The sequence below is a fragment of the Paraburkholderia sp. PAMB 6770 genome, from assembly GCF_057748135.1.
Genome location: NZ_CM173239.1, coordinates 1,633,951 through 1,648,781, shown reverse-complemented (window position 1 = coordinate 1,648,781; position 14,831 = coordinate 1,633,951). Strand labels below are relative to the sequence as shown.

11 protein-coding genes are annotated in these 14,831 nt (G+C 67.0%); 10 read left to right on the top strand and 1 reads right to left on the bottom strand.

Annotated features, from left to right (window positions below; genetic code table 11):
* The first annotated feature begins 552 nt into the window (after nt 1-552).
* Genes AC3AP7_RS24720 through AC3AP7_RS24705 form a run of 4 tightly spaced genes read left to right on the top strand, consistent with a single transcriptional unit; the run spans nt 553 to nt 6,816 of the window.
* Complete coding sequence (locus AC3AP7_RS24720; RefSeq protein WP_487362935.1) at nt 553-4,134, top strand: response regulator; 3,582 nt, start codon at nt 553-555, stop codon at nt 4,132-4,134.
* A gap of 19 nt (nt 4,135-4,153) precedes the next feature.
* Entirely contained in the window at nt 4,154-5,002 is an 849-nt protein-coding gene (locus AC3AP7_RS24715; RefSeq protein WP_487362934.1) for a CheR family methyltransferase, read from the top strand.
* Between the two features lie 42 nt (nt 5,003-5,044).
* On the top strand, nt 5,045-5,677 hold the full coding sequence (locus AC3AP7_RS24710) for a chemotaxis protein CheB (RefSeq protein ID WP_487362933.1): 633 nt from the start codon (nt 5,045-5,047) through the stop codon (nt 5,675-5,677).
* Between the two features lie 11 nt (nt 5,678-5,688).
* Nucleotides 5,689-6,816 (top strand): hybrid sensor histidine kinase/response regulator, encoded by a 1,128-nt coding sequence (locus AC3AP7_RS24705; RefSeq protein ID WP_487362932.1) that lies wholly within the window; start codon nt 5,689-5,691, stop codon nt 6,814-6,816.
* A 47-nt stretch (nt 6,817-6,863) separates the two neighbouring features.
* On the opposite strand, the gene AC3AP7_RS24700 is transcribed toward AC3AP7_RS24705, so the two are convergent.
* Nucleotides 6,864-7,463 carry a cytochrome b gene (locus AC3AP7_RS24700; protein WP_487365008.1) on the bottom strand — a complete coding sequence of 200 codons (600 nt, stop codon included), beginning with the start codon at nt 7,461-7,463 and terminating at the stop codon, nt 6,864-6,866.
* A 658-nt stretch (nt 7,464-8,121) separates the two neighbouring features.
* Here AC3AP7_RS24700 and AC3AP7_RS24695 point away from each other — a divergent pair.
* From AC3AP7_RS24695 to AC3AP7_RS24670, 6 genes are all read left to right on the top strand, one after another.
* Nucleotides 8,122-9,057, top strand: a complete 936-nt coding sequence (locus tag AC3AP7_RS24695; protein ID WP_487365007.1) for an ABC transporter substrate-binding protein — start codon at nt 8,122-8,124, stop codon at nt 9,055-9,057.
* An 8-nt stretch (nt 9,058-9,065) separates the two neighbouring features.
* Entirely contained in the window at nt 9,066-10,619 is a 1,554-nt protein-coding gene (locus AC3AP7_RS24690; protein WP_487362931.1) for a sugar ABC transporter ATP-binding protein, read from the top strand.
* The gene (locus AC3AP7_RS24685; RefSeq protein ID WP_487362930.1) at nt 10,616-11,659 is read left to right on the top strand and encodes an ABC transporter permease; all 1,044 of its coding nucleotides are present in this window, start codon (nt 10,616-10,618) and stop codon (nt 11,657-11,659) included. Before AC3AP7_RS24690 ends, AC3AP7_RS24685 begins: the two co-directional genes overlap by 4 nt.
* Nucleotides 11,659-12,723 (top strand): galactofuranose ABC transporter, permease protein YjfF, encoded by a 1,065-nt coding sequence (gene yjfF, locus AC3AP7_RS24680; protein ID WP_487365006.1) that lies wholly within the window; start codon nt 11,659-11,661, stop codon nt 12,721-12,723. The genes AC3AP7_RS24685 and yjfF overlap by 1 nt, the downstream gene beginning before the upstream one ends.
* A 78-nt stretch (nt 12,724-12,801) precedes the next feature.
* Entirely contained in the window at nt 12,802-13,152 is a 351-nt protein-coding gene (locus AC3AP7_RS24675) for a hypothetical protein (protein WP_487362929.1), read from the top strand.
* Between the two features lie 417 nt (nt 13,153-13,569).
* The gene (locus AC3AP7_RS24670) at nt 13,570-14,829 is read left to right on the top strand and encodes an ABC transporter substrate-binding protein (RefSeq protein ID WP_487362928.1); all 1,260 of its coding nucleotides are present in this window, start codon (nt 13,570-13,572) and stop codon (nt 14,827-14,829) included.
* The last annotated feature ends 2 nt before the right edge of the window (nt 14,830-14,831 follow it).

The window sequence follows — 14,831 nt, the reverse complement described above, 5'->3', positions numbered from 1 at the left end:
AGGCCGTTCCCCGGCCCGTCTGCCCGGGCGTAGTCGTGCGTGCAGGCGTGGGCGCCGGTGCAGGTGCAGGTGCAGGTGCAGGCGTGGGCGCCGGTGCAGGTGCAGGTGCAGGTGCAGGCGTAGGCGCCGGTGCAGGTGCAGGTGCAGGTGCGTATCGCACAACGCTACGCGTGTGGGTTGCAAGAAACGCTACGCGAAATGTCGCCATTGTGTAAATGCTGCACGCTCGCGCGGTGCTCGGTGCTCGGTGCTCGGTGCTCGGTGCTCGGTGCGCGGTGCGCGGTGCGCGGTGCAAGGTGCGCGGTGCAAGGTGCGCGGTGCAAGGTGCAAGGTGCAAGACGCGCGGTGCTCAGTGTGCAGTGCAGCGTGGCTGCCCGCAGCGCACGCGGCTGAAGCGTCGTCCGTATGCGGCGCGTGTCGACGTAGCGCGGTGCGCATAGGTATCATACGTGGCGCGCCGCGCCCGACGCGCTGCGCGCAGACTGGCGCACACGGCGGATCGCGGGCTGTTGCCGATCCGAGCATGCTGACCCGAGGAATCACACAAGAACAATGTCCGCTATTCCCGCTGCCGAACAAGACCGCTTTCGCCGCATCATCCGCCGCAACATCGCGCTGCCGCTCGGCATCGGCGTGCTGACGGTGGCGGTATTCGTCGCGCTGATTGCTTACCTCGTGAATACGATGAGCTGGGCCGAACACTCGGAGCGCGTGATCGGCGAGGCGAACGAGATGCTGCGGCTCGCCGTCGATCGCGAGTCGTCGCTGCGCGGCTTTCTGATCACGGGCGACGAGACGTTTCTCGCGCCCTACGAGCTCGGACAGCCGCGCTTCGTGACCGAACTCGCGTCGCTCGCCTCGCTCGTCGCGGACAACCCGCCGCAGGTCGACCGCCTGCGCCAGATCGGCGCGCTGCAAAAGCGCTGGGAAGGCTTCGCGCAGCAGATGATCGATCTGCACCGCCACGGCCAGAATGTCGAACCCGTGGTTGCGAGCGGACGCGGCAAGCTCGAATTCGACGAGACGCGGCGACTCTTCGCCAACTTCCTCGACACCGAACTGCAGTTGCGCCAGCAGCGCGACGAGGAGACGCGTCATGTCGCGGTGCTGCTCGTCAGCGTGTTCGTGCTGTTCAGCATCACGGCGGGCGCGCTGCTCGCGTGGCTGGGGCGGCGCGAACTGCTCGGGCTCGCGGGCACGTATGCCGGCATCGTGCAGCAGCAGGAGGCGCAGACCCGCGCGTTGCAGGAGCAGGTGTGGCTGCGCTCGGGCCAGCGGCTGCTCGGCGAGCGCGTGATCGGCCAGGCCACGTCGATGCAGGTCGGCCGCGCGATGCTCGAATTTCTGGCCGACTATCTCGGCGTCGCGGTGGGCGCACTGTATGTGCGCGACCGCGAATCCGGCGTGCTGCGGCGCATCGCGAGCTACGGATTCGCCGCCGACAGCGGACAGGTCGCGCAAACGTTCGGCAGCGGCGAGGGGCTCGTCGGCGAGGTCGCGCACGCGCGCCGCGTGCGCGTGCTGCAGGACGTGCCGGAGAACTACGTGCGGGTCGCGTCGGCGCTCGGCGGCAGCCGGCCGACTCACCTTGTCGTGCTGCCGCTCGAAAGCGACGGCACCGTCAACGGCGTGGTCGAGCTGGGCTTTCTGCGCCCGCTCGAAGCGCGCGACCACGAGTATCTGGAGCGGGTTGCCAGCATGATGGGCGACTTCCTGGAAGCCGCGCTGTATCGCGAACGCCTGCAGGATGCGCTCGTCGAGACCCAGCAGCTCAACGAGGAACTGCAGGTGCAGCAGGAGGAGCTGCGCGTATCGAACGAAGGGCTCGAGGAGCGGGGCCGGGCGCTGATCGAATCGCAGACGCGTCTCGAAGCGCAGCAGGCCGAGCTCGAACAGACCAACGTGCAGCTCGAGGAATATGCGCAACGGCTCGAACGGCAAAAGGCCGATCTGCTGCGCGCGCAGAGCGAACTGGCGACCAACGCGGAGCGGCTCGCGCAGTCGAGCCGCTACAAGTCCGAGTTTCTCGCCAACATGTCGCATGAACTGCGCACGCCGCTGAACAGCTCGCTGATCCTCGCACGGCTGCTGCAGGAGAACCGCGCCGGCAACCTGACCGACGAGCAGGTGCGCTATGCGGAGACGATCCACGCGTCGAACAGCGATCTGCTCACGCTGATCAACGATATTCTCGATCTGTCGAAGGTCGAGGCCGGGCAGATCCACATCGAGTGGGAGACCGTCTCGCTGACGGCGACGCTCCAGTCGCTGCAGGAGACGTTCGGGCCGCTCGCGGCGACGAAGCACCTGCAGCTCGCGTTCGACCGCGCGCCCGGCGTGCCGGAGACGGTGGTCACCGACAGTCAGCGCGTCGTGCAGATCCTGCGCAACCTGCTGTCGAACGCGGTGAAGTTCACCGAGCGCGGCGAGGTGTCGCTCACCGTCGCGCCGGCCGACGCGGGGATGCTGCGTTTCGAGGTGCGCGACTCCGGCATCGGCATCGCCGGGGACAAGCTGGAGCTGATCTTCGAGGCGTTCCAGCAGGCCGACGGCTCGACGAGCCGCCAGTACGGCGGCAGCGGACTCGGATTGTCGATTTCGCGCGAGTTCGCGCGGCTGCTCGGCGGGCGCATCACGGTGGCGAGCGAGCTCGGCAAGGGCAGCGTGTTCACGCTGTGGCTGCCGGCCGACGCGCGCGCCGTGACCGGCAGCGCGGCGAACGAGGCCGTGAACGGTGCTGCAAACAGTGCTGCAAACGGTGTCGTGAACGGTGCCGCAAGCGGTGCGCCGGGCGGCGGCCCGGCGGCGGATGCCGTCTTCCACGCGCGGCACGTCGCGCCGCCGGCGTCGTTCGCGCGCGCCGCCGCAGAAGCCGAAGCCGAAGCAGAACCCGACGATACCCGCGACACGTCCGTGCGCGCGCCGATCGCCGACGATCGTCACGCGCGCACGCGCGGCAGCCGCCTGATTCTCGCGATCGAGGACGATACGGCGTTCGCGCAGATTTTGCGCGATCTGACCCACGAACTCGATTTCGATTTCGTCCATGCGCCCGATGCGGCGAGCGGCCTCGCGCGGGTGCGCGAGATGCGCCCGGCCGCGGTGCTGCTCGACGTCGGCTTGCCGGACCATTCGGGGCTGACCGTGCTCGAATGGCTGAAGAGCGATCCGCAGACCCGCCATATCCCGATCCATATCGTGTCCGCGACCGATCACGCGGACAAGGCGCTGCATCTCGGCGCGATCGGCTACACGCTCAAGCCGACCGCGCGCTCGACGCTGGAGGCCGCGATCCATCGTCTGGAAGCGCGCCTGCAGCAGAGCCTGAAGCGCGTGCTCGTGATCGAGGACGACAGCGCAATGCGGGAGAGCATCCGCGCGCTGCTGCAGGGCGAGCACACCGAGATCGTCGCGGTCGACACGCTCGCGCGCGCCTATACGGAGCTCGCCGCGGCGCCGTTCGACTGCGTCGTGACCGACCTCGCGCTGCCCGACGGCACCGGCTACGATCTGCTCGAAAAACTCGCGGCCGATGCGACCCACCATGCGCTGCCGGTCATCGTCTATACCGGCCGGATGCTGTCCGGCGACGAAGAGCACCGGCTGCGACGCTACTCGAAATCGATCATCATCAAGGGGGCGAAATCGCCGGAGCGCCTGCTCGACGAGGTGACGCTGTTCCTGCACAGCGTCGAGTCGTCGCTCGCGCCGGAGCAGCAGCGGATGCTGCGCACCGTGCGGCAGCGCGACAACGCGTTCGAGGGCCGCACGATCCTGCTGGCCGAAGACGACGTGCGCAACATCTTCGCGCTGTCGCACGTGATCGAGCCGCTCGGCGCGACGCTGCAGATCGCGCGCAACGGCCGCGAGGCGCTCGCGCTGCTGAGGGACGGCCCCGAGGTCGATCTGGTGCTGATGGACATCATGATGCCCGAGATGGACGGTCTGACCGCGATGGCCGAAATTCGCCGCGATGCGCGCTTCGCGCAGCTGCCGATCATCGCGCTCACCGCGAAGGCGATGGCCAACGACCGCATCCGCTGTCTCGAAGCCGGCGCCGACGACTATGTCTCGAAGCCGATCGATGTCGACAAGCTGGTGTCGCTGTGCCGCGTGTGGCTGCGGCAGCGCTAGCGCGCAAGGAACCTCCCCGATGAACCCATCCGCCACCGTGCCGGCCGCCGCGTCCGAAGACGACTTCGACATCGAGCTGAAGCTGCTGCTCGAAGCGATCTATCTGAAGTACCAGCACGACTTTCGCCGCTACGCGATGTCGTCGCTGCGGCGCCGCCTGCAGCAGGCGCTCGACGGCTTCGGGGTCGCGACGCTGTCGCAGCTGCAGGACCGCATCATGCGCAGCGCCGACGATTTCGCGCGGCTCTTCGCGTACCTGACGGTACAGGTGAGCGACATGTTCCGCGATCCGTCGTATTTCCTCGCACTGCGCCGCCATGTGATGCCGGTGCTGCGCACGTATCCGTCGGTGAAGGTCTGGGTGGCCGGGTGCAGTACCGGCGAGGAGCTGTGGTCGCTGAAGATCCTGTTCGACGAAGAGGGGCTGACCGAGCGCACGCTGTTCTACGCAACGGACATCAACCGCGACGCGCTCGCGCGCGCGGAAGCCGGCATCTACACGCTCGAACGCATTGCCGGCTTTTCGCAGAACTATCTGGCCGCGGGCGGACGGCGCTCGCTGTCGGACTACTATCACGCGGCCTATGGCAGCGCGCGGTTTGCGGGCGGACTGAAGGAGCGCGTCGTGTTCGCGGATCACAGCCTGTCCACCGACGAAGTGTTTCTCGAAGCGCATCTCGTGTCGTGCCGCAACGTGATGATCTATTTCGACCGCTCGCTGCAGGACCGCGCGCTCAGCCTGTTCGAGCACGCGCTGGTGCGGCGCGGCTTTCTCGGCCTCGGCGCGCGCGAAACGCTGCGCTTTTCGAGCCGCTTCGAGGCATTCGACGAATTTTGCGCGCGCGAGCGCATCTACCAGAAACGCTAGCGCCGCCATGCGATCGAACTCCCTTTTTCCGCGCGTGTCGTCATGCATGGCAAGCCTCTGACTGCACGCGTGCGCGCAGGCGGCAGCCTGTCGCCCATCGAGGCCGTGGCGATCGGCGCGTCGGCGGGCGGCGTCGACGTGCTCAACGGGCTGATCGCGGCGCTGCCGGCCAGCTTCGCGCCGGCGGTGATCGTCGTCGTGCACGTGCTGGCCGATACGCCGAGCTATCTCGCGCAGACCTTCAGCTACCGCAGCGCGCTGCCGGTGATCGAACCCGATGCGGGCGAGCGCGTGCTCGGCGGCCGCGTGCACGTCGCGCCGCCCGGCTATCACCTGATGGTGGAAGACGACCGTACGGTGGCGCTGTCGACCGAGGCGGCAGTGCGCTTTTCGCGGCCGTCGATCGACGTGATGTTCGAGTCCGCCGCGCGCGTGTACCGCGAGCGGCTCGTCGCCGTGCTGCTGTCCGGTGCGAACGACGACGGTGCGCGCGGCCTCGAAGCCGTGCGCGCGCACGGCGGCCGCACATGGGTGCAGGCGCCGCACAGCGCCGCGTCGCCGGCGATGCCGCGCGCGGCGATCGAACGCGGCGTGGCCGACGAAATACTGACCCCCTCGACGCTCGCGCGACGCCTCGCGCAACTGACGTACCGCTCCGATCATTCCTGCTCATGATGACCGAACCGATGCCGACTTTTCCTGTGAACATCCTGCTCGTCGACGACATCGCGCACAACATCACCGCGCTGCAGGCATCGCTCGAGCGCCCCGGGATCAACCTGCTCGTGGCCGGCTCCGGCACCGCGGCGCTCGACCTGCTGCTGCGCCATGACGTGGCGCTCGCGATTCTCGACGTCAACATGCCGGGCATGAACGGCTTCGAACTCGCGGCGCTGATGCGCGGCAGCCCGCGCACCTCGCATGTGCCGATCATCTTCCTGACCGCGACGGCGCAAGACGCGTCGCGCACGTTCCTCGGCTATGAGGCGGGTGCGGTCGACTTCCTGTATAAGCCGTTCGATCCGCGCATCCTGCGCTCGAAGGTCGAAGTGTTCGTGCAGCTCGAACAGCACAAGCGTCAGCTGGCCGCGCAACTGGTGACCGCGCGGCAGATGCTCGAAGCGAACGAGATGCTGATGGCGGTGCTGAGCCACGACCTGCGCACCCCGCTCGGCGCGGTGCTTGCGTCAGCGGAGTATCTGATGCGCGTCGAGGCGGCCGACCCGGTGAGCGCGACCGCGACGCGCATCCGCAACAGCGCGCTGCGCATGGCGCGGATGGTCGAACAGCTGCTGAATCTTGCGCGCCTGCAGGGCGGACGGCTGCAGTTGCAGCCGCGCGCGGCGGAGCTGGCGGCGCTGTGCCGCGGCGTGCTTGACGAGTTCGCGTCGCGCGCCGACGCGGGCCGGCTCGCACTGCGCTGCGAAGGCGACTCGACAGGCCGCTGGGACGTGGATCTGTTGTGGCAGGCGGTGTCGAACCTCGTCAGCAACGCGCTGCATCACGGCGACCCGCACGGCGAGGTGGGGGTGAGCGTGGATGCGGTGTCCGCCGGGCCGATCCGCGTTGCCGTGAACAATCGCGGCGTGATCGCCCCCGACGTGATGCCGCAGCTTTTCACCGCGTTCGGCGCAAGCGGGGTGGGCGGACGGCCGCGCGAAGGCCTGGGGCTCGGGCTGCACATCGTGCGCGAGATCGTGCAGATGCACGGCGGCGAGGTCAGCGTAAGCTCCGACGCGGACGCGGGCACGACGTTCACGCTGACGCTGCCACGCGCGCCGGCGTTTGCCCGGGCAGGGATGGCGGGGCGATAGCGGCGAACGTCTGACAATCGCGGCTAACGCGGCGCAAGGCCGAATGCTCAGAGCATCCTGCTGAGCACTGCGCGACGCGCGAACAGCTGGTGCTTGACGACGGCGAGCACATGAAGGATCACGCCGCCCGCCAGCAGCGCGCAACTGGCGCGATGCACCGCAAACAGATCGTCGGTCAGCCAGCCGTGCTGGAACGGCGTGTGAATCCTGAGCATGCCGAAGAACGGGTAGCCGTTCGGGACCATCAGGAAGCCGCTTGCAAGCACAGCGAAGATCAATCCATACAGCGCGCGATGGACGACGTGCGCGAGCGCTTGCTGCCGGGCGGACACGCCGGGCAGCGCGCGAGGTTCGCGGCGGCACAGTTTCCAGCCCACCCGGAACGGAAAGAGCGCGATGAGCACGGTGCCGATCGACATGTTCAGTTGCGACAGCGCGTCGCGGACGGGGCCGTGGGGAATCCGGGTGAGCGAATAGCCCGCGATGCTCGCATAGATGATGCCGGCGGCAAAGATCCAGTGAAAAAATCGCGCGACGCGGTCATAGCGATCCGGGGCGGCGTGACGCGCCGACGGAGGCGCGCCGATATCCTCAGCTCGCGCCCGCTCGCCTGCCTGCGTTTCGTCCGGCAGCGCGGCTCGCCGCATCGGGTTCACATGCTTCTCCTTGGGATGCCCGTCGATCAGCGCTGCATCGTACCGGCGCGGTTAGTTTTCGTCAACAACAATGAGAATAGTAACGATTTGCATTTACGGTGCTGCTCTGCCGATCAGATGCCGTCCAAGACTCATTCAAAATAGAAATACTATTTATTAAGCGCATAGTGAGGCCTGGATAGGAATTAGTCGGTTGATTTTCATGGGAAGCGAACATGAATGACTGACTTTCCTGAAAATTGGACGGACATGTCGTGCTATGCGTTATAAATAGAATGACTATATAGACGGGCAACATCGGGAAAACGCTAGTCGCACCGGCGCCGTTCGCGACATATAGTCTGCCTATATCAAATCCGGCGCGCTGCGCGGATTGGGCATGCAGCACGCGAAGCCCTGCGTCGGCGGCGTGTGCTCGCGTGCGGCGGGGCGGGCGGAGCGCCCGGCGTCCGATGGCGTATCAGGGGTGATGGATAAACAGGAAAACATTTCGTCGTCCTTATGATGTGACTTCGTCCTGCGCGGCGACATCGTCTGTCGTCGCGCCGGCTCGCGGGGTCGTGCGGTACCGAAGATTCACCATGCCGTCAACAACAGGAACAACAGGAGAAGAACGATGACAAGCATCAAACGGCGGACGCTCACCGCCATGCTGGGCGCTGCGATTGTCTGTGCTGTGCTGCCGGCTGCCAGCGCGAACGCGAAGGACATCACGCTCGGCTTTTCGCAGGTCGGCGCGGAAAGCGCGTGGCGCACCGCGAATACCGAGTCAGTCAAGTCGGCCGCGAAGGACGCGGGTATCAACCTGAAGTTCTCGGATGCACAGCAGAAGCAGGAAAACCAGATCAAGGCCATCCGCTCGTACATTGCACAGCGCGTCGACGTGATCGCGTTCTCGCCGGTGGTCGAGACGGGCTGGGAGCCGGTGCTGACCGAAGCGAAGCGCGCCGGCATTCCGGTGATCCTGACGGACCGCTCGATCGACGTGAAGGACAAGACGCTTTACCGGACGATGATCGGTTCGGACTTCCTCGCCGAAGGGCAGCGCGCGGCGAACTGGCTCGAACAGCACTACAAGAACGATCCGGGCCCGATCAACGTCGTCGAGTTGCAGGGCACGGTCGGTTCCGCGCCGGCCAACGACCGCCACGCCGGGCTGATGGCACTCGTCCAGAAAGATCCGAAGTTCAGGATCATCGCGTCGCAAAGCGGCGATTTCACGCTGGCGGGCGGCAAGCAGGTCATGGAAGCGTTCGCGAAGACTTACGGCAAGAAGATCAATGTCGTCTACGCGCAGAACGACGACATGGCGCTCGGCGCGATCCAGGCGATGGAGGAGGCAGGCATGAAGCCCGGCAAGGACGTGACCGTCGTGTCGTTCGATGCGACCAAGGGCGGCTTTGAAGCGATGATTGCGGGCAAGATCAATGTCGACATCGAGTGCAGCCCGCTGCTCGGACCGCAACTGATGGCCGCCGTCAAGGACATCGCGGCTGGCAAGCCGGTGCCGCGGCGCATCGTCACGAAGGAAACCATTTTCCCAATGGACGTCGCCGCGCAAATTCTGCCGCAGCGCAAGTACTGAGCGTGACGATGAGCGCATCCCCGATCCTCGAAACTGTCGGGATCAGCAAGACCTTTCCCGGCGTGCGGGCGCTGCAGGGCGTCGACTTCCGCCTGCTGCCGGGCGAGATCCATACGCTGATGGGACAGAACGGCGCCGGCAAGTCGACGCTCATCAACGTGTTGACGGGCGTGTTGCCGTCCGACGCGGGCGAAGTGCGCATGGCCGGGCAGCGCGTGCATTTCGCCGCGCCGCTCGATGCGGAGGCGGCCGGCATCCAGACGCTCTATCAGGAGATCAATCTGTGCCCGAACCTGTCGGTCGCGGAGAACATCTTCGCGGGGCGGCAGCCGATGCGGCGCGGCGCGATCGACTGGAAGCGGATCCACGCGCGCGCACGCGACGCGCTGGTCGCGCTGAACGTCCATCTGGACGTCACGCAGTCGCTCGACACCTATCCGATCGCGGTGCAGCAGATGGTCGCGATTGCGCGGGCGGTGTCGGTCAACGCGCGTGTGCTGATCCTCGACGAGCCGACGTCGAGCCTCGACGACGGCGAGGTCGCGCGGCTCTTCGACGTGATGCGGCGGCTGAAGGCATCGGGGATCGCGATCCTGTTCGTCACGCACTTTCTCGAACAGACCTATGCGGTGTCGGACCGCATCACGGTGATGCGCAACGGCGAGCGCGAAGGCGAGTATCTCGCGAGCGAGCTTGCGGTCGATCAGCTCGTCTCGAAGATGGTCGGGCACGTGCGTACCGCGTCGCCCGTGCTGGAAAACGCCGCGGAGAACGGAGCAGAAAGCGGCGCGGAGAACGCCGCGCACGACGCCCGCGTGGATCCGGGCGCCGCGACGACGTTTGCGCAGATGCGCGGCGTCGCCCAGCGCGGCGTGATGCATCCGGTCGATCTCGACGTGCGCGCCGGGCGGATTCTCGGGCTCGCGGGGCTGCTCGGCTCGGGACGCACCGAGACCGCGCGGCTGCTGTTCGGCGCCGAGCGGGCCGACGCGGGCGCGATCCGCATCGACGGCGAGCCGGTCAGGCTCGGCTCGCCGCGCGATGCGGTCCGGCGCGGCATCGGCTACTGTCCGGAAGACCGCAAGAAGGAGGGGATCGTGGCGGACCTGTCGATTCGCGAGAACATCGTGCTCGCGCTGCAGGCGCGGCGCGGCTGGCTGCGTTATCTGAGCCGCGCGCGGCAGCGGCAGATCGCCGATGCGTACATTGCGCAGCTCGGCATCAAGGCGCGCGACGCGGAGCAGCCGATCGGCCTGCTCTCGGGCGGCAACCAGCAGAAGGCGCTGCTCGCGCGCTGGCTCGCCACCGAGCCGAAGATGCTGATTCTCGACGAGCCCACACGTGGTATCGACATCGCCGCGAAGTTCGACATCATGGATCGCGTGAGCGCGCTATGCCGCAAAGGGCTCGCCATCCTGTTCATCTCGTCGGAAGTGAGCGAGGTCGTGCGCGTGAGCGATCGCGTCGCGGTGCTGCGCGACCGGCGCAAGGTGGCCGAGCTCGCCGGCGACGACATGACCGAGGACCACGTGTACCGGCTCATCGCGGGGGGCGGCGCATGAAGGCGATCCGGACCGCGTTGCGCCACCCGCTTGCGTGGCCGGTGCTCACGCTCGTCGCGCTGTTCGCGTTGAACGTGGCGTACCGCTCGACGTTTCTCGACATCACGCTGCTGAACGGGCATCTGTTCGGCGCGCCGATCGATATCCTCAACCGTGCCGCGCCGCTTGCGATCGTCTCGCTTGGCATGACGCTCGTGATCGCGACGCGCGGCATCGACATCTCGGTGGGCGCGGTGGTTGCGATCGCGGGTGCGGCGGCGGCCGTCGTGCTGGCCGGCGCGACGCCGAGCGTGACCGTGGCGCTGCTCGCCGCGCTCGGCGCGGGCCTGCTCGCGGGGGCGTGGAACGGGCTGCTCGTCGCGTCGGTGGGGATGCAGCCGATCATCGCGACGCTGATCCTGATGGTCGCGGGCCGTGGCGTCGCGCAACTGCTGACGGGCGGCCAGATCATCCCGATCGGCGTGCGCGGCTACCTCGTGCTCGGCGACGGCTATCTCGCCGGCGTGCCGTGCGCAGTGTGGATCGCGATCGGCGTGACGGCCGCAACCGCATTGCTCGTGAGCCGCACCGCGCTCGGCCTTTTCATCCGCGCGATCGGCGTGAATCCGGTGGCGACGCGTCTTGTCGGGCTGCGTTCGGCTGCGATCGTGTTCAGCGTCTATGTGTTCTCGGGCGCGATGGCCGCCGTCGCCGGCATCCTGATCAGCTCGAACGACCGCAGCGCGGACGGCAACAACGCAGGCCTGCTGCTCGAACTCGACGCGATTCTCGCCGTCACGCTCGGCGGCACGTCGCTGCTCGGCGGGCGCTTCAGCCTCGCGGGCACGGTGCTCGGCGCGCTGATCATCCAGACGCTCACGTACACGACGTATTCGATCGGCGTGCCGCCCGAGGCCACGCTCGTCGTCAAGGCGATCGTCGTGCTGCTGGTGTGCGTGATCCAGTCGGACACCGCGCGTGCGATTCTCGTTCGCGAGGCACGCCGGGCGTTCGCATTCGCCGTCGCAAGATTGCGGCTACTCAACAGGACTGCAAAATGATGACACGACGCCTGACCGACCCGCGCACGCTGCCGATCATCGTTACGATCGCGCTGTTCGCGCTGCTGTTCGGCTTCGGATCGGTGATGTACACGGGCTTCTGCTCGCTGCAGGTGCTGCTCGGCCTGCTCGTCGACAACGCGTTCCTGCTGATCGTGGCGATCGGCATGACCTTCGTGATCGTGTCGGGCGGCATCGATCTGTCGGTCGGCGCCGTTGTCGCGTTCACGACGATGCTCTGCGCAGTCGGCGCCGAATGGCTGCACTGGCCGATCTGGGTGGTCGCGCCGATCGTGCTGGCAGTCGGCGCGCTGTATGGCGCGGCGATGGGTGCGCTGATCCACTATTTCCGGCTGCAGCCGTTCATCGTGACGCTGGCGGGCATGTTCCTCGCGCGCGGCGCGTGCTTCCTGATCTCGACGGAGTCGATCGCGATCCACGAGCGCACGTTTCATGCGGTGTCGGAATTCAGCGTGGCGATCGGCAGCGGCTCGCTGACCGCGGGTGCGTTCATCGCGCTCGCCACGCTGGCCGGCGCGATCTACGTCGCGCACTTCACGCGCTTCGGCCGCAACGTGTACGCGATCGGCGGCAACGAGCGCTCGGCGCTGCTGATGGGGCTGCCCGTCGCGCGCACGAAGATCGGTGTGTATGCACTCAGCGGCTTCTGCTCGGCGCTCGGCGGCCTCGTGTTCACGCTCTACGTGCTGTCGGGCTACGGCCTGCAGGCACAGGGGATGGAGCTCGACGCGATCGCCGCGACCGTGATCGGCGGCACGCTGCTCACGGGCGGCGTCGGCTATGTGATCGGTTCGGTGTTCGGCGTCGGGATTCTCGGCACGATCCAGTCGCTCATCATCTTCGACGGCACGCTGAGTTCGTGGTGGACGCGCATTGTCATCGGCGCGCTGCTCTGCGCGTTCTGTCTGCTGCAGCGCGGAATCGAGCGCCATTCGGCGCGCCGCAAGTCGAACGGCACGGGCCTCGGCGCCGGCACGGCGGCGAGCCCGGCCGCCGACGCACCGCGGCCGTTGCCGGGGACGCTGGTCGTCGCGAGGCGCTGAAGCGCGCGCGTCGCACCGCCCCTTGGCCTATCGCCTGAACCCGCGCGAAACAGGCGCGCCTACCCCAGGAGCAGCATCGTGAAAGCGGATGAGCTTACCCCCGACCGGCGCCGGGTGCGCGCGCCGGATGTTGCGGCAGCGCGCACGAAGGCGGCGCGCGCGGCCGCTCCCCGTCACCCGTTGCTCGATCCCGGAACCGACGCGGATCGTCAGCTTCTCGCCGACGCGCTCGCCGCGCTGCTGCGGGAGCGTTCGAGCGCGTGGCAGATCGCCGCGCGCATCGCGCGGGCGCGCAACCGTCCGAGCCCCGATCCGGGCGATTTCGGCTTGACCGATATCCTGCGCCTGAGCCGCCAGCTCGATTCCGGTATCGGGCAGGGCGCCCGCGAGCCGGGCGACGGCGAAGACGAGGCGCTCTGGTCTCACTAGAGCGGAGCCTCATCCCGGCGACGCGCCCGGCGCGGCTGCCGGGCGTCACTTTTTCCAGCCATCCTCCGGCGCCTTTGTGCGGATTTCCGCGCAACCTGCGCGTTGCGACCCGCACGGACCCCGCTGCATCAGGCCATTTCCCGCGTTCGCGTGACTGGCATATGCCTTGCTTAAACGTCTCCAAACAATCGATTACCGATTCCAAGGAGACACGTCATGAATTTCCCCGCTTATTTCCCCGCTTCCCGCTCGTCCTGACGAGCCGGGCCGAGCCCTGAGCTGTCGGTTCGCTTTCGCTTGTCATTCGCTTCCGATTCGCTTCCCGCGCAGCAGCACCCTGACCACGTGCGTTGTCACGGCCGTCGCCGTGCGGCGTGGACAGGTCTTGATGTCACAACCATCCCAGAGGAGATCTCGATGCACGTTCGACCCACCCGTAAAGCCTCCACGCCGCTGAAAATGGCCGCCGCCGCGCTCGCCTGCGCACTTGCCAGTCTCGGTGTGCATGCCGCACCCGCGCCGGCGCAGATCAGCATCGGCACGCTCTACGCGAGCACCGGCCCGTTCGCCGTGGCGTCCCAGGGGCAATACGAAGGTCTGAAGTTCTGGGCCGACACCGTCAACCAGCAGGGCGGCGTCTTCGTGAAAGCCTATGGCAAGAAGATTCCGGTGAAGATCGTCGCATACGACGACCAGAGCTCGACGTCGACGGCCACCACGCTCTACAACCAGCTGATCACGCAGGACAAGGTCGATCTGCTCGTTGCCGACTTCGGCTCGGTGCTCACCTCGGTCGCGGTGCCGCTCGCGGCCGAACACCACATGCTGCTGATCGACCCGACCGGCTCGGGCGCGAACTTCTTCACGCAGAAAACCGACTACCTTGCGGACGTGAGCATTCCGTCGTCGACGGTCTGGCCGGTTCCGCTCGCGAACTTCCTGCTGAAGCAGAAGATCAAGCGTGTCGCGATCATCTACGGGGCGAACGACTTCGACGCCTCGCAGGCCGAGACGATGAAGGCGGTGCTCATCAAGGGCGGCGTGACGCCGGTGTTCTACCACAGCGTGCCGACGGCCGAATCGAATTACAACGTGCTGCTGCATACGGCAAAAGCAGCCGACCCACAGGCGCTGCTCGAATTCGGCTATGCGCCGAACGACATCGCGTTCCTGCGTCAGCTGTCGCAAAGCGGGCTGCATTTCGACATGACGTTCACGATCTTCCCGGGCCAGCTGCTGCAACTGCTCACGAAGGATGCCGGCACCGATGCGCTCGCGTACACGTACACGTACCCGACGCCGCCGCTCGTCAAGTACGACAAGGTCAGCTACGGGATGAACACCGCGCAGTTCGCGTCCGCCTTCCAGGCGGCCCAGCACAAGGATCCGACCTTCCTCGATTCCGCCGGCTACAACACGGGCATCGTGATGCAGAAGATGCTCGGCGATGCGCCGCAGTTCACGCAGACCGATTTCCACCGCGCGCTGATGGACATGTCCGGCAAGACGACGACGCTGCTCGGCGCGTTCGAGATCAATGCGAACGGCGCGCAGCTCGGGCAGCCGTTCCCGGTCGCGCAGATGGTGCCGGACGGCAACAAGGGGCTGAAGTTCGTCGTCGTGTATCCGCAGGCGCACGCGACCGGTACGCCGGTGTATCCGGCGCCGGCGCACTGATC